20 protein-coding genes are annotated in these 22,155 nt (G+C 67.2%); 14 read left to right on the top strand and 6 right to left on the bottom strand.

Annotation, left to right across the window (positions count from 1 at the left end):
• Positions 1-42 precede the first annotated feature (42 nt).
• The 6 genes from FHT26_RS06460 to FHT26_RS06435 form a co-directional block, all read right to left on the bottom strand.
• Positions 43-525 (bottom strand): hypothetical protein, encoded by a 483-nt coding sequence (locus FHT26_RS06460; RefSeq protein WP_168559336.1) that lies wholly within the window; start codon positions 523-525, stop codon positions 43-45.
• An 87-nt stretch (positions 526-612) separates the two neighbouring features.
• Positions 613-1,095, bottom strand: a complete 483-nt coding sequence (locus tag FHT26_RS06455) for a hypothetical protein (protein ID WP_168559335.1) — start codon at positions 1,093-1,095, stop codon at positions 613-615.
• Positions 1,077-2,618, bottom strand: a complete 1,542-nt coding sequence (locus FHT26_RS06450) for an RHS repeat-associated core domain-containing protein (protein ID WP_168559334.1) — start codon at positions 2,616-2,618, stop codon at positions 1,077-1,079. The genes FHT26_RS06455 and FHT26_RS06450 overlap by 19 nt, the downstream gene beginning before the upstream one ends.
• 36 nt (positions 2,619-2,654) lie before the next feature.
• Entirely contained in the window at positions 2,655-3,224 is a 570-nt protein-coding gene (locus tag FHT26_RS06445; protein ID WP_168559333.1) for an ankyrin repeat domain-containing protein, read from the bottom strand.
• A gap of 10 nt (positions 3,225-3,234) precedes the next feature.
• Positions 3,235-8,100 carry an RHS repeat protein gene (locus FHT26_RS06440; RefSeq protein ID WP_168559332.1) on the bottom strand — a complete coding sequence of 1,622 codons (4,866 nt, stop codon included), beginning with the start codon at positions 8,098-8,100 and terminating at the stop codon, positions 3,235-3,237.
• Positions 8,101-8,451: 351 nt separating this feature from the next.
• Complete coding sequence (locus FHT26_RS06435) at positions 8,452-9,906, bottom strand: serine/threonine-protein kinase (RefSeq protein ID WP_168559331.1); 1,455 nt, start codon at positions 9,904-9,906, stop codon at positions 8,452-8,454.
• 359 nt (positions 9,907-10,265) lie between these two features.
• Between FHT26_RS06435 and sctC the strand changes: the two genes are divergently transcribed.
• The 14 genes from sctC to FHT26_RS06365 all read left to right on the top strand — a co-directional run bounded on the left by sctC (position 10,266) and on the right by FHT26_RS06365 (position 21,962).
• A complete protein-coding gene (gene sctC, locus FHT26_RS06430; RefSeq protein WP_168559330.1) occupies positions 10,266-12,317 on the top strand; it encodes a type III secretion system outer membrane ring subunit SctC in 2,052 nt (683 codons plus the stop codon).
• Position 12,318: 1 nt separating this feature from the next.
• Positions 12,319-13,335 carry a hypothetical protein gene (locus FHT26_RS06425; RefSeq protein WP_168559329.1) on the top strand — a complete coding sequence of 339 codons (1,017 nt, stop codon included), beginning with the start codon at positions 12,319-12,321 and terminating at the stop codon, positions 13,333-13,335.
• Positions 13,335-13,607 (top strand): hypothetical protein, encoded by a 273-nt coding sequence (locus FHT26_RS06420; protein WP_168559328.1) that lies wholly within the window; start codon positions 13,335-13,337, stop codon positions 13,605-13,607. Before FHT26_RS06425 ends, FHT26_RS06420 begins: the two co-directional genes overlap by 1 nt.
• Positions 13,608-13,625: 18 nt before the next feature.
• Positions 13,626-13,820, top strand: a complete 195-nt coding sequence (locus FHT26_RS06415) for a hypothetical protein (RefSeq protein WP_168559327.1) — start codon at positions 13,626-13,628, stop codon at positions 13,818-13,820.
• Positions 13,821-13,909: 89 nt separating this feature from the next.
• Positions 13,910-14,272 (top strand): hypothetical protein, encoded by a 363-nt coding sequence (locus FHT26_RS06410; protein ID WP_168559326.1) that lies wholly within the window; start codon positions 13,910-13,912, stop codon positions 14,270-14,272.
• Positions 14,273-14,384: 112 nt separating this feature from the next.
• Positions 14,385-14,840, top strand: a complete 456-nt coding sequence (locus tag FHT26_RS06405) for an HrpB1 family type III secretion system apparatus protein (protein ID WP_168559325.1) — start codon at positions 14,385-14,387, stop codon at positions 14,838-14,840.
• 28 nt (positions 14,841-14,868) lie between these two features.
• Positions 14,869-15,297: a hypothetical protein gene (locus FHT26_RS06400; RefSeq protein WP_168559324.1), complete on the top strand. Its 429-nt coding sequence runs from the start codon at positions 14,869-14,871 to the stop codon at positions 15,295-15,297.
• Between the two features lie 103 nt (positions 15,298-15,400).
• Entirely contained in the window at positions 15,401-16,129 is a 729-nt protein-coding gene (sctJ, locus tag FHT26_RS06395; protein ID WP_168559656.1) for a type III secretion system inner membrane ring lipoprotein SctJ, read from the top strand.
• Positions 16,129-16,857, top strand: a complete 729-nt coding sequence (locus FHT26_RS06390) for a type III secretion protein HrpB4 (RefSeq protein WP_168559323.1) — start codon at positions 16,129-16,131, stop codon at positions 16,855-16,857. Before sctJ ends, FHT26_RS06390 begins: the two co-directional genes overlap by 1 nt.
• Positions 16,815-17,612: a type III secretion system stator protein SctL gene (gene sctL, locus FHT26_RS06385; protein ID WP_168559322.1), complete on the top strand. Its 798-nt coding sequence runs from the start codon at positions 16,815-16,817 to the stop codon at positions 17,610-17,612. The genes FHT26_RS06390 and sctL overlap by 43 nt, the downstream gene beginning before the upstream one ends.
• A 2-nt stretch (positions 17,613-17,614) precedes the next feature.
• Positions 17,615-18,937, top strand: coding sequence for a type III secretion system ATPase SctN (sctN, locus tag FHT26_RS06380; RefSeq protein WP_168559321.1), 1,323 nt, complete (start codon positions 17,615-17,617; stop codon positions 18,935-18,937).
• On the top strand, positions 18,934-19,452 hold the full coding sequence (locus FHT26_RS06375) for a hypothetical protein (protein WP_168559320.1): 519 nt from the start codon (positions 18,934-18,936) through the stop codon (positions 19,450-19,452). Before sctN ends, FHT26_RS06375 begins: the two co-directional genes overlap by 4 nt.
• Positions 19,445-20,263, top strand: a complete 819-nt coding sequence (gene sctT / locus FHT26_RS06370) for a type III secretion system export apparatus subunit SctT (RefSeq protein WP_246867752.1) — start codon at positions 19,445-19,447, stop codon at positions 20,261-20,263. The genes FHT26_RS06375 and sctT overlap by 8 nt, the downstream gene beginning before the upstream one ends.
• A 31-nt stretch (positions 20,264-20,294) precedes the next feature.
• On the top strand, positions 20,295-21,962 hold the full coding sequence (locus FHT26_RS06365) for an HrpF/NolX family T3SS translocon protein (protein WP_168559319.1): 1,668 nt from the start codon (positions 20,295-20,297) through the stop codon (positions 21,960-21,962).
• Positions 21,963-22,155 lie beyond the last annotated feature (193 nt).

Here is a 22,155-nt window from a genome sequence, read left to right as displayed (position 1 = left end):
CGTTGATTCGGGCCATCGAGCCGATGGCTTGTGAAGAGTTGGCTATGGACAATACCTTGTGGAGGTTGCAGCGAATCCACAATCGCCGCTCAACGTCAATTGATCTCCACCCTTGGCGCGAATTGCAATCACTCCGCGCTCCTTCGAGTACGCATAGTCGATGGTATTTTCACGCCAATCTTGGCGGATCACTTGATACTCAAGTAATTCGCCATTGAATGTCATGGCACCCTGCCGCAGCACCATGTACCGCGCCCCACCATAGGTCCATTGCGGCGCCCATTTCTTGGCACTGGGCACCGCGAAAGCAAAAACGTCAGATTTCAGACAGACGAATCTTTCTTCGGGCGAACATTTTTGCAAAGGGTACTCAAGATCCAACAGCCTGACGATTTTATCGCCGACACCTAGAATCATCGACTTCTCGCCGAATAGATTCACGTACCGAACAATTTCCTGTGCCCTTGCAGCGTTCGATGCAGCAGAGAAAGCGCCAGCCAAAATCAATACCACTATTTTTTGCACGTGCACACCTCTCTGAAAAAACTGCATCCCGCCCTGACAGCTTTGCATCCCGTGCGCGCCTACAAATCAACATCAGTCCATGAATTTCTATTCCTTGCAGCTCTCTGGCGCCCCGAGACCACAGCGGCTCTCTGAAAGAAATGACGGCGCAGCCGCCTGTGCAGCTTGGAACGAAATGAGCCCACGCTCTGTTGAGTAGACGAAGTGCATCACCTTCTTGCCATCGCGGCTCTGCAGTATCTCAAGCACTTCGAGCTCGCTGCCGAGCAAAGAGAGCTTCGTCTGCTTCTGAATCTCGTACCGGAAGCCGGCGTGCATCCACGCCTTCGCATTGATGCCTTGCTTCGGAAGCGCAAACGAAAAAATGTCACTCTGATAACACCACATCAACTCCTGCGCCGTACACATTGTCGCGGCCGCGGCCCGATGCCCACCTATTGAATCGGGCTTGATGATGATCTGCCCCGATGAAGGATGCACGGCATTCGCGTAGAAAAACTCTGACGCGTTCGCCGAGCAAGTGAGACCCAATGCAAGGCACAAAGTCGTTGTCAATTCGAAATGCCGCATGGACACCTTCCTAAAAACAATTCTGCGAATTTATCTGCATCCGCTTCTGCCGGGTCGAAACCCCCTCGACCGCTGAGGCGATTTCCGGCTGTGAGACTGGCCGAGCCCTTCGCTCTGTTGGAAGGACTGAGGTGCCGAAACTCATGCGCGAAGATGAATTCTTGACCTGGAGCAGCTTCAGAATTATATGCGTCGCCTTCCTGGAAGAACCGAGAATAAAACGTGGAGTTTGGATACCGTGTGTCAGCAAAATCAGAGCGATTCCTTCGCAACGCGAAAACGTTGGGATCAATTCTCAATACCCAATCATCAAAGAGGGTCTGGAGCTTCGCACGGTCAACGAAACAGACCGTTTTGATCCGAGCTCGAAATCGTTCCCCCAACTCTTTCAACGACTTGACCATTCTCGTCCACTCTTGGCGCTCATACGTGCTCAGGCCTTCAGGCGGGTTCTCGTCAACGATGAAAAGTCCCGACGGATCAACGGCTGTCAGAGGATTTCCGTCCACATATCCGTACGTCGACACGCTCCCACCCACCAACCCGATCGGGTCACTCTGCGTGTAGCGCCCCTCTCCTGCTTTGTAGTAGCGGTGGTAGTTGTAGAACAGCCCACTCTCCTGGTCCGCATACTGCCCCGGGAACCGCAGGTTCTGCGTAAAGACCCCCAGCCCGCTCGGGTCGGTCTCTGGCGCGGTGGTGCCGAAGGGCTCGGCCAGCCAGCGCCAGCGCACGCGGTTCTGCCGGTCCACCACCACGCGCGGCGTGTTCAGGTGGTCGGTGTGGATGTAGAACACCAGCGGCGCCCCGGTGGGGTTCGCCGGGTCGGGCGTGAACATCGCCATCGGCGTGTCGCGCAGCCACACGTATTCGCGCAGCGCCGCGCCGTTCTGGTCGTACTCGCCCAGCACGTGCCCGGCCTGGTCGTATGCGAAGACCACCGTGCTCTGCGCCCCGGTGCTGCTTACCTTGCGCACCCGCTGCCCCGCCGCGTTGTAGGTGTAGCTCGTCGTCACCCCGGCCTTCGTCAGCGTCGCGAGCTGCCCGCGCAGGTTGTACGTCGCGGTGTAGCCCTCGCTGTCGGTCGTCGTATTGCCCGCGCTGTCATAGCCGAAGCTCCTCGCCGGGTTCGTGATGCTCGTGGTCCGGTTGCTCGTCGCCTCCACGCTGTAGGCGCTCAGGCTGCCGTTCAGGCTGATGCCGGTGCGGTTGCCGTTGGCGTCGTAGCCGATGCCCCAGCTCGCCGCGTTCGTCGTGATGCTGGTCAACCGGCTGTTCTCGTCGTAGCCGAAGGCCTGGTCCAGCGCTGGCTGCGCCGTGCCATCGCTCGCGCTCAGGTGCGTGAAGCTCACGATGCGGCTCGCCTCGTCGTAGCGCACATCGCGCAACAGCTCGCCCAGCGGGTAGCGCACCGCGCGGCCCGCCAGGTCGTAGTAGCGCTCGTTCGCGATCTCGCCACCGGCCATCGCCCAGCGCCAGCGCTTGACCGTGCCGGCGAACAGCGTCCACTCAATCTGCGTCACCAAGGGTGTGACACCGAACGAGGTTCTGCGTGTAGTTCACCCAATCAGCGATGCTGCTATCACCTTTTCACTCTGATGTCTTCCCAATTCCTTTGCGTAATGCAGCGCTGCGTCCTTGATTGATGAGTTGATCGCTCCGGGACAGCATTCGATCAACGATTCAACAACTTCTGCGTGATCATCTTCTACGAGAGCCCATTGCAGGCTGGAGCGACCAGCAGCATCGGTTCTGGACGGCAACGCGCCCGCGGCACAAAGCATGCGAACAATGGACGCATGCCCCCCCTTTGCGGCAAACATAAGCGCATCGCGGCCTAAGGAATCCACCGTGTCCAACTTCACCGCATGAGACAGGAGCTTGGAGGTGAACCGATCCATTCCGCTGTAAGAAGCCAGCATCAATGGCGTTTCGTTGCGCTGGCCATGCACGTCGTAGTCAGCACCATTGTCGAGGAGAAAGACAGCCGCCTCTTCGTTCCCAACAGAGCAAGCCCAAACTAGCAATGACTGGCCTTCGAATTCCTGATTCGCACCCGCTAGGCCCTTCGAAAGAATTTCCTTCAGACGTTGAGTATCGAATTCAAGGATTGCATCAACTTCTTTCACACTATCTCCTTCAAGGCTGAACAGCGGCACCACCCAAGGTAAGGGCGGGCACCACAATTTGTGGCGCAGTCACGACGCCAATACCAATGCCAATCGCTCCAACGCCAAGCCAAAAGGGCGTGGTATTCGGCGGAGGCTGGATCACCGGTTCCGCGACCGGACGATTTGCATCGCGATCGATCGATCTGGGAATTGCCGCCCAAGCGCCACCGTCTCCGTCATCCCGGTCTTTGCACTGTGTGTTGTACTTGTCTATGTCGTTCTTGATGCCTTGTCGCAGATCGTTGATCTCTTGGTAGTGGCCGCCGGGCTTGGTCAATTTGCCACCGCGCATCGGGAATCCACCCCGTCCGTCCAAAACTGGATCGTAGGCCCGAAGCTCTGCGAGCAGAAGCGCGTACTTTCTCAGAATTCCGCGCTTCAATTCGCCGCAGTCGCAGCCACCCCGCGGTCCGCCTCCCGCTGGCGAGGAAAGAGCCGTTGCAGCGAGACCCAACGGATCAACGTAGCTCAACGGATTCCCATCGACATACCCATAAGTTGACAGACTGCCCGCAGCAAGCCCAATCGGATCACTCTGCGAGTAGCGACCACCCTTCTGGTCGTAGTAGCGGTGATAGTTGTAGACCAGCCCACTCTCCTGATCCGCATACTGCCCCGGGAACCGCAGGTTCTGCGTAAAGACCCCCAGCCCGCTCGGGTTGGTCTCCGGTGCGGTCGTGCCGAAGGGCTCGGCCAGCCAGCGCCAGCGCACGCGGTTCTGCCGGTCCACCACCACGCGCGGCGTGTTCAGGTGGTCGGTGTGGATAAAGAACACCAGCGGCTCGCCTGCCGGGTTCGCCGGGTCGGGCGTGAACATCGCCATCGGCGTGTCGCGCAGCCACACGTATTCGCGCAGCGCCGCGCCGTTCTGGTCGTACTCGCCCAGCACGTGCCCGGCCTGGTCGTATGCGAAGACCACCGTGCTCTGCGCCCCGGTGCTGCTCACCTTGCGCACCCGCTGCCCCGCCGCGTTGTAGGTGTAGCTCGTCGTCACCCCGGCCTTCGTCAGCGTCGCGAGCTGCCCGCGCAGGTTGTACGTCGCGGTGTAGCCCTCGCTGTCGGTCGTCGTATTGCCCGCGCTGTCGTAGCCGAAGCTCCTTGCCGGGTTCGTGATGCTCGTGGTCCGGTTGCTCGTCGCCTCCACGCTGTAGGCGCTCAGGCTGCCGTTCAGGCTGATGCCCGTGCGGTTGCCGTTGGCGTCATAGCCGATGCCCCAGCTCGCCGTGGGCGTCGTGATGCCGGTCAACCGGCTGTTCTCGTCGTAGCCGAAGGCCTGGTCCAGCGCGGGCTGCGCCGTGCCGTTCGCACTCAGGTGCGTGAAGCTCACGATGCGGCTCGCCTCGTCGTAGCGCACATCGCGCAACAGCTCGCCCAGCGGGTAGCGCACCGCGCGGCCCGCCAGGTCGTAGTAGCGCTCGTTCGCGATCTCGCCACCGGCCATCGCCCACCGCCAGCGTTTCACGGTGCCGGCGAACGGCGTCCACTCGATCTGCGTGACGAGCGCGTTGCCGCCCAGCGTGAGCCCAGTCACTTCGCCATCGACCCAGCTCAGCCCCAGTTGCCGCCCTGACGGGTAGCTCACCCCCGTCAGGTTGCCCAGCGTGTAGCTATAGACCACCGTCTGCGTGAGTTGCGTGGCATTGCCGCCGGCCACCGCGTCCACGCGCTGCAGGTCGCTCGTGATCTCGCCCTGGTCGTCGTAGCCGTACTGGGCCGAGCCGCCCGGGTAGCCGCTGCTCGTCAGCCGACCCACGCCGTGGCTGAAGCCCGCGCCGGTCTGGCTGTAGGTCAGGCTCACCGCCTCGGTGGGCTGCCCGCTCTTCGTCGCCACCGCCACGGTCAGCCGGTCGCTCGCGTCGTAGCCGTACGTCGTCAGCACGCCGCGGCTGTCGGTGCTCGTCTTCAGGTTGCGAGAGGCGTCATAGGTCAGGTTCTCGGTGCCGGTGTCCGGGCTGATCACCTGCGTCGCGTCGCCGAAGCCGTTGCGCGGGTACTGCGTCGAGAGGTTCCTCGGGTCGGTGACCTGCGTCGTGCGGCTGCCGCCGTCGTACGCGAAGCGCGTCGTGCCGTTCTTCGGGTCGGTCGTGTCCTTCACCCGCTCCAGTGCGTCGTAGCTCAGCCGCGTGACGAGGTTCAGCGTGCCGGCGCCGCGGGTGATCTGGGTGCGGTTGCCCTGCGCGTCGTACTCATAGCGCTCCAGCGGCAGCGGCGACGTCGGCAGCGACGGGGCGACCTGCGAGGCCGGCACCGCATCGGTCACGCCCGCCTGCTGCTCGCGCCCGAGCGCGTCCATCAGCCGGTTCAGGACCTGTGTCAACTCGCCCGCCGGGTCCTTGACCCGCTGGTCGGTGCGGTTGCCGGCGTTGTCCAGCACGTAGTCGATGCGGTTGCCCTTCTTGTCGGTCACCGCCACCACGCGGTGGGCATCGTCGTACTCGTAGCCGATCCAGCTGCCGTCGGGCAGCGTCACCTTCGTCAGCAGGCCAGCCGCGTCATACGCGTATGCCGTGGTCTTGTCGCCCACCGTGCGGCTGAGCATGCGCTGGCGCAGGTCGTAGGTGTAAGTCGTGACGGTGCCGTCCGGGCTGGTGCTCTGCAGCACCTGGCCGTACCTGTCGTGGCGGTCGAAGCGCGTCACCTCGCCGCTCGGCGACGTGATGCTCAGCAGGTCGCCCAGGGTGTGATCGGCCGTGGTCTGCGCTGCGCGCAGGTAATCGCTGGTGCCGGACGCCGTGCTGGCCGTCAGCACCCGGCCATCCACGTCGTACGTCCAGGTCTGCACCGTGTCGGTGGTGCCGGCCTGCCGCGTGGCAGCGAAGCCGAGGTGGCCATCCGCATCCGTCGTCGCCTGCGTCACCTGCTTGCACAGCGCGGTGATCGGCTGGCCGTCCAGCAGCGTTGCCGCGGTCGGTGCGCAGCTTGCCACTGTGTTGGCATTGAACGGATCGGGCTGGCCGTGGTAAACGTAGGTCGTCATCCGGCCAGGCGCTGCCACCTTCGTCGGCAAGCTCCAGTCCGGGTGCCACTGCGTGCTGGTCTTCAGCGCCCCGGCCGGCAGCGTGGCGTTGGTGGCCGTGACCGCCGCACAGTCCTGGCTCGTGCCCAGCGAGGTGACGCTCACCGTCTGCAGGTTGCGCGTCAGGTCGTTCAGGTCGCAGCGGCGCGTGCCGTTGAAGTCGTCCCGGCTCGCGATGTTGCCGTTCGCGTCGTAGGTCTGGCTTCGGCTGCTGGCCAGGCTGCCCGCCCCCGGCTGCTGCCCCTGCGCGCTGAAGTAGTTCTTGCCGTTCAGGCTGATCGCGCTCCACGTCGTCGTCTGCCCGCTCGGCTCGGTCATCACCATGCCCTGCGGCAGGTTCCAGGTGTGGAAGCGCGCCACGGCGTCGCCGAACGTCTGCTTCGTCACCTGGATGCTCGGTGGCGTCGTGTAGCTCACCGTGTACTTGTCGACCCCACCCGCATGCTCGGTGCTGATCGCCCGGCCCTGGGCGTCGTAGCCGAAGGTCGAGTAGCGCAGCCCCCGCTCGTCGATCACGCCCGTCAGCGCCCACGGCAGCTCGGTGTTCTCGTACACGAAGCCCTGGGTCTTGCCATCCGCCCAGGTGATGCCCACCAGGTTGTTGCGGCTGTCGTGGCTCAGCGTCGTGACCTGGCCCGTCGCATCGGTGATGCTGCTCACCCGCGGCACGCCGCTGGTCGACAGCGTGTAGCCGAAGCTCAGGCGGCGGCCCCGGTTGTCGCTCACCTGGCTCAGCGTGCGGATGCCGCCGGTGCTGCCGTACGTGAAGTCGATGCGCGTGCCGTCGGCCCAGGCCATCGTCGTCAGGACGCCCGTGCCGCTGGACGCGGTGTACGTCTCCTGCACGTTGCTGCCGCTGTCGGTGTACACGTACTCCCCGCCGGGCAGCTGCACGAAGCGGTCCTTGTTCCCCGGCTCTCCCACCCGCGGGCCGCCGTCGGTGCTCGTCATCGTCTTGACGACGCCGTTGCCGCGCGGAAAGACGGTGGGCACCGGCAGCCCGGGGGTTGAACCGGCGCCGATCGTGAACAGGGTCACCTGCCGGTGCAGGTTGCTGACCCACTGCAGGCTGCCCATCACGCCGGCGCGGTTCTCCACCGCGCCGATGTCGGTCAGCGCCCCCGATGCGGTCGGGATCCGGCTCGCGTTGTCGTAGGTGAAGCGCAGCGTCGTGTTGCCAATCGCGAGACCCGTGTCCACCTCCTCGCGCTTGACCCCGCGCAGCGGGTAGATCGGGTTGCCCTTGCACACCTCGCACTCGGGAGGCGGTGGGGCCGATGCGTACGGCACATCGGTTGCGGGCACGCACTGGGTCGCCGTGCTGTTGGCCGCGTAGCCCTCGTCGCAGATGCACTGTGCGCCGTTCCAGCTCGAGTTCGCCGGGCAGGCCGAATCGGAGGAGATCGCCCGCAGCAGGTAGTACAGCACCCGGTTATGGGTTACATCGACAGAGTTGCGCCAGCCCAGCACGAACGCGGTCGAGTTGTAGGTGCTCGTGAGCGTGGCGGTCGCCGCGCAGGCGTACCAGCCGCTGTTGCCCGCCGTACAGTTGGCGTCGCCCCAGTACGGTCCGCTCCAGACCACCGATGCGCAGCCGTGCGGTACGCCGTCCTCCACCAGGGTACAAGGGGCGACCGTCGCGTTCCTCGCCGCGATCGCTGCCTGCAGCGGCGCGTCCGTCGAGGTAAAGCGAACATCCCAGAAGCCCTGCCCTACCCCATCGAACGGACCCTCCAGCCGATAGTAGGTGCCCGGACCCGGCGTCACCGTCTCGCTCGCCTGCGCCGGACCGTGCAGCACACACAACAGAACGAACACCCAGCCCGCCACGTACCCGATGGGCCGCGCCCATGCACGTGACAGCCCAACGCACAGCACTCCACCGAACCGGTGGAGGCCCGCTTGCTTCGTCATCAATGAACTCCTCGTCGACCCCAATGCACTTGTGCATCGCGCCCGAGGTACTTCTTCGGGAGACTGCTGAAACGCGAGCCGGCGGATTAGACGTGAACGAAATGACCGCAGCAAGAGCCTGTCGCAGGCTCACGACAATCGTTGACGATTTGCCGTTCCCTCACCGAACGCAAGCCTGCGTCACACCGCTCGACATGATGCAGATCCATCGCGCTTCAGCTGCGCGACCCATCCGGATTCCGGAGACGCGAGCCCTCATCGCCCCGCCGAACTGCTCTCCAGCGTGCGCATCAGCTCCTCGCGCTCGTCCTCGTCTTCCACATGCTGCGCCAGCAGCCGGAAGAACTCGTCGCGCGACGACGCCCGCGCGGCCGCGCGCGACACGATCACCCGTGCCACCGGCCCGACGTGCTGCGTCAGCGCCAGCTCTGCCACGCGCATCACCTGGTCGCCGAGCAAGGTGTCGTCGGCGGCACGCCGCCGCGTCGTGACCGCGGCCCCGCCCGACCCCAGCGTGCCGAACGAGCTGGCCCGCGAACGCGTGCGCTGAAGGAACTGGTCGCGCCCGGCTTCGGTGTCGATCTGCTCGGCCAGCGCCTGCCGCAGCGACATCAGGTCGCCGGTCGACCGCGCCGCGCGCTGCACCAGCACGCGCGCCAGCGGACCGATCGACTGCGCGAGCTCCGACTCCAGCATCTGCAGTGTCTCGGAATGCCATTGCGATGGCCGCGCCGCTGCCGGCTGCGGTCGCGTGTCGAGTGCGAAGGTGCCGCGCTGCCAGTCGCTCGCGCGCGGGTCCGGCAGCGTCGGCGCGCTTTGCAGCTCGATGAACGAACTGCCCGCCTCGAGCCGCGCCGCGATCGGCGGCAGCCCGAGCGCCCGGCTCGCCTGCGCCATCAGCGCGTGCTTGAACTCCATCGCCGTCGCGAAACGGTCATCGGGGCGCTTGGCCATCGCGCGCGCGACCACCGGGTCGAACCACTGCGGACGGTGGCTGCCATGCACCCGCGACGGCGGCAGCGGCTCGCTGCTGAGCGTCTGGAACATCACGTTCTCGTTGCTGCCGACGAACGGCGGCCGCCCGGCCAGCAGCATGTAGAGCAGCACGCCGGCCGCGAAGATGTCGACCCGCCGGTCGACCTGTTCGCCGGCGTATTGCTCGGGTGCCATGTGGCCGGGCGTGCCGATCGTCGAGCTGACCTGCGACAGCCCCATCGTCGCGATGCGCGCGATGCCGAAGTCGACGATCTTCAGGCGGCCGTCGTTGGTCCACAACAGGTTGGCCGGCTTGATGTCGCGGTGCCACACGCCTTGCTCGTGCGCATAGTGCAGGCCGTCGAGCAACTGGCCCATCAGGCCGACGATGTCGGCATCGTCGAAGCGCGTGCCGCGGCGCAGCGGCTCCTTCAGCGTGGAACCCTGCACGTACTCCATCACGATGTACGGCTCGGCCTCGTGCTCACCATAGTCGTGCACCGCGACGATGTTGTGGTGCATCAGCCGCGCCGCGGCCTGCGCTTCGTTGCGGAAGCGCGCCAGCAACGCACCACCGGCGCCACCACCGCCCTGCTCCACCAGCGGGCGCCGCAAGGTCTTGATCGCGACGGTGCGTCGCAACACGGTGTCGGTGGCCTTGTAGACCACGCCCATGGCGCCTTCGCCGATCACCTGGTTGATCGCGTATTTGGAGAGCTGGGTCGGATGGTTCATTCGACGTCGCGTCGGAGGGCTCGAGAAAGGATGGAAACGCGCAACGATGCAAGGCTACACGACAACGGCGGCGCCGGCGTGTCCCTTCTCGCAAATGCTTTCACATCCGCTTTCACACGGCCTTCACAACAGCTTTCACCTGTGACATTCCTGCGTGGAAACCCCCGCCGGAACCGTCTCCACCGCCTTTTCGAACGTTCGTTCGAAACCGCTTTCAAGAAATGCGCTGCCAGCCCTTCGCGGCGCTGTCCGCGGCTTCGCATCGGGACCCGGCCGGACTCGATGCGACGCCCACACTTGCATCCATGCAGTCGACGCCCTGAACCGGCAACGACAGCCAACGAAACCGGACACAAGCCGTGCGATTCCTGACCACCCTGATTGCCGCCGCCGCCCTCGCCAGCATGCAGCCCGCCGCTGCTGCCGATGCGACGCCTTTCTCGGGCAAGCGCTTCGTCTACCGCGCCGACGGCAAGAAGCTGCCCGACGTACTGCAGGACTTCGCCGCCAGCCAGGGCATCCCGGTGGTCGTCGACTCCGGTGTCGACGGCTCGGTGAACGCGAACTTCAACACCCGCCCGGAAGACTTCCTGAACGCGATGACCCGCACCTACGGCGTCATCTGGTACTTCGACGGCACGACGCTGTTCGTCTACCCGTCCCGGGCGATGCAGAGCCGGGTGTTCCGCATGCGCGGCTACGACCGCCAGCAGGTGCGCTCGATGCTGGGCTCGCTGGGCCTGGGCGATGCGCGCTTCCCGCTCAAGTTCGACGACCGCCAGCAGACGCTGCTGGCCTACGGCCCGCCGCGCCACATCGAGCTGGTCTCGACGGTGCTCGAGCAGTTGGAGCGCGACGGCCACGACCGCGTCGGCAAGTCGATCCAGGTGTTCCCGCTGCGCTTCGCGACGGCCGGCGACCGGGTGTTCGGCAACGCCAAGGTGCCGGGCCTCGCCAGCACGCTGAACAACCTGTTCTCGAACAACGGCAGCGGCGGAGCGAGCGGCAGCAACCAGGCGCTGAAGGGTGCCGTCAACGGCCTCGTCGGCAACGCCAACAAGGCCCGCGCCGCGCAGGCCACCTACGGACTGAAGTTGCCGGAGACCGGCGGCGGCAGCAACGCGAACAAGCGCGACGACGAGGTGCGCGCCAACCAGTTGAGCAGCAGCGACGCGCTGACGCCAGCCGATGCCGAGCGCCCGTTCTTCCAGGCCGAAGAGGCCACCAACGCGATCATCGTGCGCGGCCTGCCCGACCGGATGCGCGAGTACGAGACGCTGATCCGCCAGCTCGACATCGCGCAGGACCTGGTCGAGATCGAAGCGACGATCATCGACGTCAGCAGCGATGCCTTCGAATCGCTCGGGGTCGACTGGACCTTCACGAAAGACGGCGTGACCCGGCTGACGGTGTCGCCGGGCTCGCCCGGCGCGCAGCCCGGCACGGCCGGCAGCAGCACGCTGGCCGGCAGCAATGTCACCACGCTGGTCGGCAACGCCGGCAAGCAACTGCTGGCCCGCATCCGGGCCCTGGAAGGCACCGGCAAGGCCAACATCCTGGCGCGCCCCAAGGTGCTGGGCGCCGTCAACCGCACGGCCAGCATGACCGACAAGCGCGTCGCCTCGGTGCGCGTGGCCGGCAACCTGGACGCCAACCTCTTCACCATCGAGGCCGGCACCACGCTGCAGGTGACGCCGCAGATCGTCAGCTACGCCGACCACCGCGAGGTGCGGCTGTCGCTGTCGATCCAGGACGGCAACTTCGAAGGCACGGTCGTCGATTCGGTGCCGATCATCAAGCAGACCGAGATCAACACCGAGGCCACCGTGCGCGAAGGCGAGAGCCTGCTGATCGGCGGCATCTCGATCGAATCGAACAGCAAGGGCCGCAGCGGCCTGCCGGGGCTCTCGCGCATCCCGCTGCTCGGAGCTGCCTTCCGGCACGACGAGAACGCGAGCTTCCGCAGCGAACGACTGTTCCTGCTGACGCCGAAGGTGATCGGGGTCGGCCGTGCAGCGGCGACACCGACCGTGCCCACCCCCACCCCCACGCCGGCGCCTGCACCGGTCCCCGACCTGCCCGCACCGCTCGCGCCGCCTCCGTCGTCGTCCTCGACGCCGCGCACCGGCAGCACGCAGCGCGGCTTCTCGGGGCCGACCGCCGTCGCCGCGCTGACGACCTACGGCGCGCTGTCGCCCGGCTACGTGATCCCGACGCTGAAGCCGCTGCTGACGCCGCGCGCCGCGCTGTTCCCCGGCAGCACCGCGCCGGCCACGCCGACCCCGGCGACCGCCACCCGGACCGCGGCGGCCACGACCGGCAAGACGAACAAGACCACCGTGCCAAAGGCAGGCTGCGCGGCACAGGCGATGGGCCTGGCCACCGGCTGCGACAACAAGGGAGCCCGCTGACATGAGCACTTCGCCGGCGCACAAACGCCTTCGCATCCTGAGCGGCACGCATGCCGGTGCCTACCTAGATTTGAGTCCAGGAACCCATTCGATCGGACAAGCAGATGAATGCGACATTTCCATTGCAGACTGGCAGTTTCAGGCCCTCACGCTGCGCCTCGGCGCCGACGGTGTCGCGCTGGCACAGTGGACGAACGGCAGCCCGCAGCTGCTTCGCTTCGATGACTTCGTCCCGGTCGACTTCGGCGGTGTCCGCGTCTGCACCGGCCCCAGCGATTCCGACTGGCCCGACGATGCCGCGCTGCTGGCCGCAACCCGTGCCGTCGCGCCGTCGGGCAGCCTGGCTGCCGTCCGTCAACGGCTGGTGGCCCACCCTGCCCGTGCCGTCCCCGGAGCGCTCGCAGTGATCGTCGCGATGGTCTCGGCCGGCTGGCTGGTCTCGGCCAGCTCCAAGGCCAACGAGGCCCCGGCGCCGACGCTGGAGACGAGCCGCGCCACGCTGCAGCATGCGATCGACGGGGTGGCCGCCGGCCGGCTGTCGGTGCGCATCGCCCAGGGCTCGCTCAGCATCGACGGCCTGCTCGACAACGCCGAGCAGCTGCGGGCGGTCAACGCCGCGCTGAAGGCCGCCCCTGCCGGCTTCCCGCTGCAGCAGCATGTGTCGGTGGCGACCGACGTGGCCGAGACGATCCGCAACGCGATCGGCCTGCCGGGCGCACAGATCGCCTACCGCGGCGCCGGCGTCTTCAGCTACGCGGTGAAGGCCAACGACGTCGCCGCGACGCAGGCCTCGATCGACCGCGTCACCGCCGACCTGACGCCGCTCGTCAAGCGCATCGATGCGGTGCTCGAGGAGCCCGCGACGCCGCAGCCGCCGAGCCCGTCGGTCCTGTCGTCCCTGTCGACCGACGGCGTGTCGGTGATGGAAACCCGTGACGGCGTGAAGCACCTGGTGCTCACCGTCGCCCCCGATGCGGTACTGGCCAACGGCCAGACCGCCCTCCAAGGAGTCCGTTGATGAGCACCGATCTCGCCCCCCCGCCGGCCGACCTGCTGGCCGATTTCGACAAGCTGCAGGCCACCGTGAACGGCGACACCACCGGCGACAGGACGCGCCGCCTGGCGCAGTACTTCGCGCAGGCCGAGACGCTGAGCCAGCAGATGCAGCTGCGCGCGACGGACTTCGAGGAGAAGAACTTCGCCGGGCTGGTGAGCGATGCCTTCGCCGCGTCGCGCCGCATCGTGCTGCTGGCCTGGCAGAAGACGCACGGCCGCGAGCTCGTCTCCTGACCATCTGAGGACTGCCGCATGAACGCACAGCCCCTGGAGATCGAGGTCGTCCGCAAGCTGGCCGCCACGATGGCGCTCGGCCTGCTGCACGGCAGCGAACAGGACGCCGACACGATCTTCACCGCGCTGTCACGCATGTGGCCGCAGGACGGGTCCCTTCAACGCGCGCTGGCTTCGGCCATCGCCAACACCGAATTCGAAAGAGCAACGTAACCCGCTCTCGAACGCGAACCCTTCGCGGGGTTCGGCAAGTGGTTGCAACTTCATCTTTATTTCACTCACCTCAACTCAAAGGAATTGTCATGTCCCTCTCCAGCGCAGCAGGCAAGGTTTTCGGCAACAGCGGCACCCTCGGCAAGGCCGGTGCCTTCGGTCAAATGGGCGGCTCGGCCCTCGGCGGCGCCGCATCGTCGGGCGGCCTGAGCGCACTGACGAACGGCGCGTCGGCGTCGACCGGCAACACCCTGCAGAGCATCGGCAGCGGCGACGTCAACGCCACGCAGGCCTCGCTGGGCAGCGCGGTGGCCGACGCGCAGGCGATGACCGAGATGCAGATGCAAGCCAGCTCGGCCATGGCCAAGATGAACATGATGGCGTCGATCAACGACGGCCTGAACAGCGTCATGAAGAAGGCCGGCGAGTCGTTCAAGTCTGCCGCGCAATAAGCGCATTCATGGCGGACCGATCGTCCGCCCTTTTGCTGCTGTTCCACCCGGGGCACCGCGTCGGCGGTGCCACCTTTTCCAGACCTCCTGAACTGGCCTGAAGGATTCGACCATGCCCGCACGCAAGCTGCCGAAGTGGCAAACCGATCTGTTCGCCGCGGTCTATTCGCTCGCGAGCGAGATCGCGCCGCGCAACGATGTCGCCACGGTGCTGAAGCTGATGTCGGCGGTGCATCCGAACCTGCCGCAGCTCGCCGCGGCCGAGGCCCGCATCCTGATCCACGGCGGCGATTTCGCCGCAGCCCGCTCGCTGCTGGAACGCGCCGAGCACAAGCACCCCGGCAATGCCGTCATCAAGGCGATGCTGTCGTTCACGCTGTTCGTGCAGCAGGACGGCCTGTGGGAGACCTACGCCGAAGAGGCGATCGCGCTGCCAGCGGATGCCGCGGCACGCGGCATCGTCGATGCGCTCGAATCCGCCTCCGGCAAACAGATCCGCAAGGCCTCGAACGACGCCCACGGCGCCGGCCCGGTGTCGATGTTCCCGCCGATGGGCCTGGCCTGCTGAACCCCGAGCCCCTTCCGAGGATGCCACCATGATCAACCCGATTTCATCCGTTGCCCCGCTGAACCCGGCCGAGCAGGCGCTGCAGGCCCTGGCCTCGCAGGCCGCGCAGGGCGGCCACCAGGGTGTCGCGCCGGCGCAAGCCGCCGTCACGCCCGAGATGCAGCAGAACTTCCAGTCGCTGATGCAGCGCAACACCGACCACGCCGCCGCGTCGGTCAGCCACCCCGGCAACGTGATCCAGCATGTGATCGAGCGCCAGCAGGGCGACCTGCAGCGCGTCGAAGGCCAGGTCGAGAACTTCCTCGCCGCGGCGCCCGGCATGGGTGCCTCCGAGGTGGTCGCCGCATCGATGGCCGTCAGCCGCAACGTCGCGGTGACGAACCTGAAGCTGCAGATCGCCACCTCGATCACGCAGGGCTCGAACAAGAGCCTGCAAACCCTGTTGAAGAACCAGTGACCTCGCGGTCCCGAAGGAGCCCATCGTGCCGATCCTCGTGCCGTCCCCCCTGCCGACCCTCGCCATCCCGCAGATCCGGACGGCGCGCCCGCCGGCGTTGCTGATGCGCGCCCTCGTGCTCGCCGCCTGCGCGCTCGTGCTCGCCGGCTGCAAGCAGGACGTCTACACCAAGCTGACCGAGGCCGACGCCAACGACATGCTGGGCGTGCTGCTGATCGCCAACCTCGACGCCGCCAAGTCCAGCCCCGACGGCAAGACCTGGAACGTCGCGGTCGAGACCGACCACATGGGCCGCGCGCTCGCGGTGCTGCGCGCCAACGGCCTGCCGGCCGAGCGCCGCGCCAACCTGGGCGACATGTTCAAGAAGGACGGCCTGATCTCGACGCCGACCGAAGAGCGCGTGCGCTTCATCTACGGCGTGTCGCAGGAACTCGAGAAGACGCTGTCGAGCATCGACGGCGTGGTCTCGGCCCGCGTGCACGTGGTGCTGCCGAACAACGACCCGCTGGCCGAGCATGTGAAGCCGTCGAGCGCGTCGGTGTTCATCAAGCACCGTGCCGAATCGAACGTGGCCACGCTGGTGCCGACGGTCAAGAACCTGGTCGTGCGCAGTGTCGAGGGCCTGTCGTACGAGAACGTCAACGTGACGCTGGTGGCCGCGGCCGCGCTGCCCGAGGCGGCCACCGCCGCGATCGCGCAGCGCGGCGGCATGTCGCCGGTGCTGGGCCTGTCGCTGCTGTTCGGCGTGGCCGGGTTGCTGGGCGGGGGCTTCGTCTTCGCCCGCCGCCGCGGCCTGCTGAAGCCGGCGAACGCCGCCGCCGGAGCCGTTTGATGAACGCGCTGCCCGCGTCTGCCGAGCCCGTGCCGCTGCTGCGCCACCTGCTGGCGACCGCGCGCGCCAAGTCTGCCGACATCGCCGCGCAGCTGCACCCGGCCTGGGTGCAGGCCGCCTGGCAGCGCATCGGCTTCGACACACCGCCCGCCGCCGCCGGCGCGCGCAGCGAGGCGGCGCTGGCCGCCGCGCTCGGGTCGGTCTACGGGTTGCGCTGGGCCTCGCTGGCCGGCTTCCAGCACCGGGCGCACCGCATCGCACTGCTGCCGCGCGACCAGGTGCTGCGCGTGCTGGCCGCGGTCGCGCTGCATGCCGAGCGCGAGCGCGTGCGCCGCTGCATCGGCCGCGGCGCGCGCCAGGCCGTCATCGAGCGCATCGGCGAGCCCGCCTACAACGAGCTGCTGGCCGCGCCGCGCGCCACCGGCCACCACGGCGCGGGCGCGCTGTCGGCGTCCGACCTCGACCCCGACCGGCTGGCTGCCGCCGGCTACGCCCGCCTGAGCGAGCGCCGCGAATGGCAGTGCCGGCATTCGCTGGCCTGGGTTCGGCTGGCGCTGGCGCCGGGCAGCACGCAGTCCGATCCCTCCTTCGCGTTTCCATCCACGTCTTCTTCCTCCGCCCCATCGGGCTCGCCCACCGGCGATTCAATGATGGCTCGACTTCCCCACTACTTTCCGGAGCATGCATGGCTGTTTGGCTCACCCATGGATCGTGCACTGTCGGCCTAGACGACGGCGTGCTGCGCGCGCAGGACCATGCGCGCCTGGTGTCGTCGGCCGAGGTCGCCGCGACGATCGACGCCGAGCGCGAGCGCGTGCTGGCCGAGGCCCAGGCCCAGGCCGATGCGCTGCTCGCCGAGGCGCAGGCGCAGGCCGACGCGCTGATGGCCCAGGCCCAGGAACAGTACGACGGCGCCTGGCAGCAGGGCTTCGACCAGGGCACGCAGGATGCCGCGGCGCACTGGGCCTCGCAACAACTGCAGGCCGCCGAATCGCGCCGGCGCACGCTGGTGCGCCAGAGCGAGCGGCTGTCGGGCATCGTCTCGATGGCGGTGGAGCGGGTGATCGAGCAGGAAGACCGCTCGGCGCTGTACCGCCGCTCGCTGCGCACCATCGCGAAGCTGGTGAAGGACTCGCCGCTGCTGACGCTGCGCGTGCCCGAGGCCGACCGCGACAACGCGCAGCGCGCGGTGGCCGAGCTGAGCGCGCAGCTGCCGCAGGGCACGACGATCGAGGTCGTCGCCGATGCGCTGATGCCCGAAGGCGCCTGCCGCTTCGAATCGGACAGCGGCGTCATCGATGCCGGGCTCGACACGCAGCTGGCGGCGATCCGCCGGGCGGTCGAACGCGCGGCCCGCGAGATGGCGCAGGCCGGCGACGCTGACGAAATCGACTCGGGCGACGCAGGCGACGAGGTCGCCGACGACGGCGTCGACGACGCGATCGACGACACCGCCACCGAAGACCACCTGGAAGCCGCCTGACCATGGACACCAGCTTCCAGCGCTTCGTCAGCACGCTCGAACAGGAGCTGACGCACGAAGACGTGCTGGCCCGCACCGGCCGCGTGACCGAGGTGGTCGGCACGCTGATCCGCGCCAGCGGGCTGGACGCCAAGGTCGGCGAGCTGTGCGAGCTGCGCGACCCGCGCGGCCGCCTGCTGCAGCGCGCCGAGGTGGTCGGCTTCGGCAAACACGGCGCGATCCTGTCGCCGTTCGGCTCGATGGGCGGCGTCTCCGAAGGCACGCAGGTGGTCGGCACCGGCCGGCCGCTGTCGGTGCGCGTCGGCCCGCAATTGCTCGGCCGCGTGATCAGCGGCCTGGGCGACCCGATCGACGGGCTGGGCCCGCTGCTGGGCGATGAAGAACGGCCGGTGTTCGCCGATCCGCCGGACCCGATGAGCCGCGCGATGATCGAGCACCCGCTGCCCACCGGCGTCAAGATCATCGACGGGCTGATGACGCTCGGCGAAGGCCAGCGCATGGGCATCTTCGCGCCGGCCGGCGTCGGCAAGAGCACGCTGATGGGCATGCTGGCGCGCGGCGCGCAGTGCGACGTCAGCGTCATCGCGCTGATCGGCGAACGCGGCCGCGAGGTGCGCGAATTCATCGAATTCATCCTCGGCCCCGAGGGCATGGCGAAGTCGGTCGTGGTGTGCGCCACCTCCGACCGGTCGAGCATCGAGCGCGCGAAGGCGGCCTACGTGGCCACCGCGGTCGCCGAGTACTACCGCGACCAGGGAAAGCGCGTGCTGCTGATGATGGATTCGTTGACGCGCTTCGCACGCGCCCAGCGCGAGATCGGCCTGGCCGCCGGCGAGCCGCCGGCGCGCCGCGGCTTCCCGCCGTCGGTGTTCGCCGAGCTGCCGCGGCTGCTCGAGCGCACCGGCATGGGCGCGGTCGGCTCGATCACCGCGCTGTACACCGTGTTGGCCGAGGACGAGAGCGGCGGCGACCCGATCGCCGAGGAAGTGCGCGGCATCCTGGACGGCCACATGATCCTGTCGCGCAAGATCGCGGCGAAGAACCAGTACCCGGCGATCGACGTGCTGGGCAGCCTGTCGCGGGTGATGACGCAGATCGTGCCGCCGGAGCATGCCGAGGCGGCCGGCCACCTGCGCAACCTGATGGCCAAGTACGACGAGGTCGAGATGCTGCTGCAGGTCGGCGAATACCAGGCCGGCAACGACCCGGTGGCCGACCTGGCGATCGAGCGCGTCGGCGAGATCCGCGCGTTCCTGAACCAGAAGACCAGCGACCTGATGCCGTACGAGGACATCCTCGGGCACCTGGCGGAGGTGGTGCGGTGAGTGCGGCTCCGGTGAAGGCGCTGCGCACGCTCGTCAAGGTGCGCAAGCGGCAAGGCGAGCGGCTCGAGGCCGAGGTGCAGGCTGCACGCAAGCAGCTCGCCGAGCTGGAGGAGGCCCGCAAGACCGCCGAGGGCGAGCTGGCGGCCTGCCGCGCCGACGAGGCCACCGCGCGCGACGAGCGCGACGAGCTGCTGCGCACCTCGTTCACGCCGTACGCGGTGCGTGCGGCGGACTACCGCATCGACGACCTGAAGGCCGCGGTCGGCCAGGCCGAGAAGGCGCTCGCCGACAGCCACAAGCACGTCGACCGCCAGGCCGCCGTGGTCAAGGCCGCGCAGGCCGCGGTGCGCCGCAACGACCAGCGCATCGAGGGCTTCGAGCAGCGCATCGCGACCATCCTGCGCGAGCGCGAGGCCGCGATCGAGGAACTGGCCGAGGAGGAAACCGAGGAGACCGGTGCCGCGCGCTTCGTGGCCCGCCAGCGCGCCCAGCGCCAGGAAGCCGCCCATGGATGACATGCAGGGCCTGTACGAGGTGGCCGCGCGCACGCTGCACCCGCTGGAGGACCTGTTCCTCGCGACCGCGCTTGCGAGCCTGCGCCTGTTCGCTGCCTTCAACGTGCTGCCGCCGATGGGCGACCAGTTCGTGCAGGGCTACGTGCGCGCTGGCCTGGTCGTGATCATCGGCGGCTTCGTCGCGTTCGGCCTGCCGGCCGATGTCGCGAGCAACCTGACGGCCGGCCAGTGGGCCGGCTTCGCGCTGAAGGAATCGATGATCGGCCTGCTGATGGGCTTTGCCGCGTCGACGGTGTTCTGGGTCGCCGAATGCGTCGGCGCGATGATCGACACGCAGGCCGGCTACAACAGCGTGCAGCTGACCAACCCGATGAGCGGGCAGCAGAGCACGCCGGTGTCGAACCTGCTGGTGCAGCTGGTGATCGCGGTGTTCTTCGCGCTCGGCGGCATGCTGGTGTTCATCGGCGCGGTCTTCGATTCGTTCCACGTGTGGCCGCTGTTCGCGCCGATGCCCGACCTGGCGAAGGTGCCCGACCTGTTCATCGTGCAGCAGACCGATTCGCTGATGACCAGCACCATCAAGTTCGCCGCGCCGATGATGCTGGTGCTGGTGCTGATCGACCTCGGCTTCGGGCTGATCACGCGCGCCGCCGACAAGCTCGAACCCACCAACCTCAGCCAGCCGGTCAAGGGCGCGGTGACGATGCTGATGCTCGCGCTGCTGATCGGCGTGCTGGTCAGCCAGGTGCGCCACCTGCTGCTGCCCACCGGCCTGCTGCAGCAGCTGCAGGGCAGCCTGCAGGCGCGTTGATTTCCAACCCCATTCCTCACGGAGAGCAGACATGAACATGATGGTCGACAACAAGGCGTGGCTGCAAGGCCGCATCGGCATCGCGGTGCCGCCGCAAGGCAAGCTCGGCGGCACGCCGCAGGGCGGCGACCCGATGCAGTCGCTCGCGCAATCGACGATGGGGCAGTTGCCGCCGCTGTCGCTGCCCGGTGGCGGCGACGACGATGGCGAAGGCGGCGGCGCACAGCTGCTGAAAGGCATGATGGGCGCGGTGCAGCAAGGCGGTGCGCAGCAGGCGCAGGCGATGCAGAAGGCGGCGCAGCAGCAACAGCAGCAGCTGCCGCCGGCGCAGCGGCCGGTGTCGGCCGAGCAGAAGGCGGCGCGCATGGATGCGCTGTCGACGCTGGAGCGCCATGAAGGCTCGTTCAGCAAGCATGGCACCAAGATCTCCGACATGGAGAAGATGGCCAAGGACGAGAAGACGCCGCCGGACCTGCGCAAGGCGCTGAACACCGTGCTGTCGGACCAGGGCCTGCAGGACATGCTCGACGGCGGCAAGAACGGCAAGCTCGACCACAAGATCAGCTCGAAGGACATCCAGAAGCTGGCCGACGACCCGGAGCTGAAGGCCTACAACGAAGAGAAGGCCCAGGGCTACGCCGACAACTACATCCCGTCGGGCGACAACGGCAAGACCACCGAGGGCCGGCCGATCACGAAGAACGACGCCGAGAACGAGCTCTACAAGTACGCCGACTACCTGCCGAAGAACATGTCGCTGGACGAGCTGCACAAGATCGTCGACGGCACCTCGCACACCGGCAAGTGCCCGCCGCAGCTGATCGCCGCGGCCAAGTACTTCAGCGACCATCCGCAGGAGTGGAAGGACCTGAACAACGGCAAGGACAAGGTCTCGCACGCGAGCATGGAGGACAAGATCGCGGCCAAGGGCCAGCTCGACGCCGACCAGAAGAAGGCGCTGGACCGCATCGATGCCGACCCGAACGGCGCGTTCGGCAACAAGTTCAACCGCGACAAGCTGCAGAAGATCGCCGACGACCCGAAGGCCGCGCCGGAAGACAAGGCAGCGGCGAAGAAGTTCCTCGAGGACCCGGTGCTGTTCGGCAAGCTCGACAACGCGAAGCACGGCCGCGACATCCATGGCGCCAAGAAGCTGTGGCAGCAGTCGGACGACGGCACCATCAGCCGCGACGACATCAAGGCCTTCAACAAGCACCTGGAGAACAAGGAAGTCGCGACGACACCGGCGAATGCGACGCACAAGCCGAAGAGCGCCGAGGACAAGAAGGCGGTCGGCGACATGGTGGCCGGCGAGATGGACCAGCCGGACCAGAAGAAGGCCAAGGGCGGCGGCTTCAAGAAGTTCCTGCAGGGTTGCCTGAGCGTGGTGTCGAAGATCGCCAACGTGATCTCCAAGGTGGCCGAGAAGCTCGGCAAGGTGCTGCCGCCGCCGTTCAACCTGGTGGCCAAGGCAGTCGCGGTCGGTTCGCGGGCCTGGTCGGAAGGCACCAATGTGGCCGCGACGGCGATCCAGGGCGGCGACGTGAAGAAGGCCCTGCGCGACGCCGGTCTCGACCTGGCCGGCACCGGCCTCAACGTGGTGACCAACAGCAGCGCCGGCAGCATGATCACCGGCGGCGTGAAGGCCGGGCTGGACGGGGCGAGCGGCGAGAAGCCGAAGGCGGCTGATTTCTTCTGATCCGCTGGTGATCGGGATGCGCTGTCATTTGGTGCATTCCGGCCAATCATTTGGACAATGCGATGTGTGCTGCCGCTTCGGCAAGAACGCAGGCAAGCTGCGTGCCGGCAAGAAGGGCTTCGCGCAATGCGGCATCCATCCAGATGGTCAGAGCAGCAGCAGGCGCTGCATACCCCTTCGCTGCCTTCAGCTG

The organism is Rhizobacter sp. SG703 (genome assembly GCF_012275445.1).
In the GTDB taxonomy this organism is placed as follows: Bacteria; Pseudomonadota; Gammaproteobacteria; order Burkholderiales; family Burkholderiaceae_C; genus Rhizobacter.
This window is presented reverse-complemented; position numbering and strand designations above follow the sequence as displayed.

Bases quoted from the DNA above. Each gene is read 5' to 3' on its own strand.
- FHT26_RS06455 (WP_168559335.1), bottom strand. From the start codon at position 1,095: ATGCGGCATTTCGAATTGACAACGACTTTGTGCCTTGCATTGGGTCTC.
- FHT26_RS06435 (WP_168559331.1), bottom strand. From the start codon at position 9,906: ATGAACCATCCGACCCAGCTCTCCAAATACGCGATCAACCAGGTGATC.
- FHT26_RS06425 (WP_168559329.1), top strand. From the start codon at position 12,319: ATGAGCACTTCGCCGGCGCACAAACGCCTTCGCATCCTGAGCGGCACG.
- FHT26_RS06420 (WP_168559328.1), top strand. From the start codon at position 13,335: ATGAGCACCGATCTCGCCCCCCCGCCGGCCGACCTGCTGGCCGATTTC.
- FHT26_RS06415 (WP_168559327.1), top strand. From the start codon at position 13,626: ATGAACGCACAGCCCCTGGAGATCGAGGTCGTCCGCAAGCTGGCCGCC.
- FHT26_RS06410 (WP_168559326.1), top strand. From the start codon at position 13,910: ATGTCCCTCTCCAGCGCAGCAGGCAAGGTTTTCGGCAACAGCGGCACC.
- FHT26_RS06405 (WP_168559325.1), top strand. From the start codon at position 14,385: ATGCCCGCACGCAAGCTGCCGAAGTGGCAAACCGATCTGTTCGCCGCG.
- FHT26_RS06400 (WP_168559324.1), top strand. From the start codon at position 14,869: ATGATCAACCCGATTTCATCCGTTGCCCCGCTGAACCCGGCCGAGCAG.
- sctJ (WP_168559656.1), top strand. From the start codon at position 15,401: ATGCGCGCCCTCGTGCTCGCCGCCTGCGCGCTCGTGCTCGCCGGCTGC.
- FHT26_RS06390 (WP_168559323.1), top strand. From the start codon at position 16,129: ATGAACGCGCTGCCCGCGTCTGCCGAGCCCGTGCCGCTGCTGCGCCAC.
- sctL (WP_168559322.1), top strand. From the start codon at position 16,815: ATGGCTGTTTGGCTCACCCATGGATCGTGCACTGTCGGCCTAGACGAC.
- sctN (WP_168559321.1), top strand. From the start codon at position 17,615: ATGGACACCAGCTTCCAGCGCTTCGTCAGCACGCTCGAACAGGAGCTG.
- sctT (WP_246867752.1), top strand. From the start codon at position 19,445: ATGGATGACATGCAGGGCCTGTACGAGGTGGCCGCGCGCACGCTGCAC.
- FHT26_RS06365 (WP_168559319.1), top strand. From the start codon at position 20,295: ATGAACATGATGGTCGACAACAAGGCGTGGCTGCAAGGCCGCATCGGC.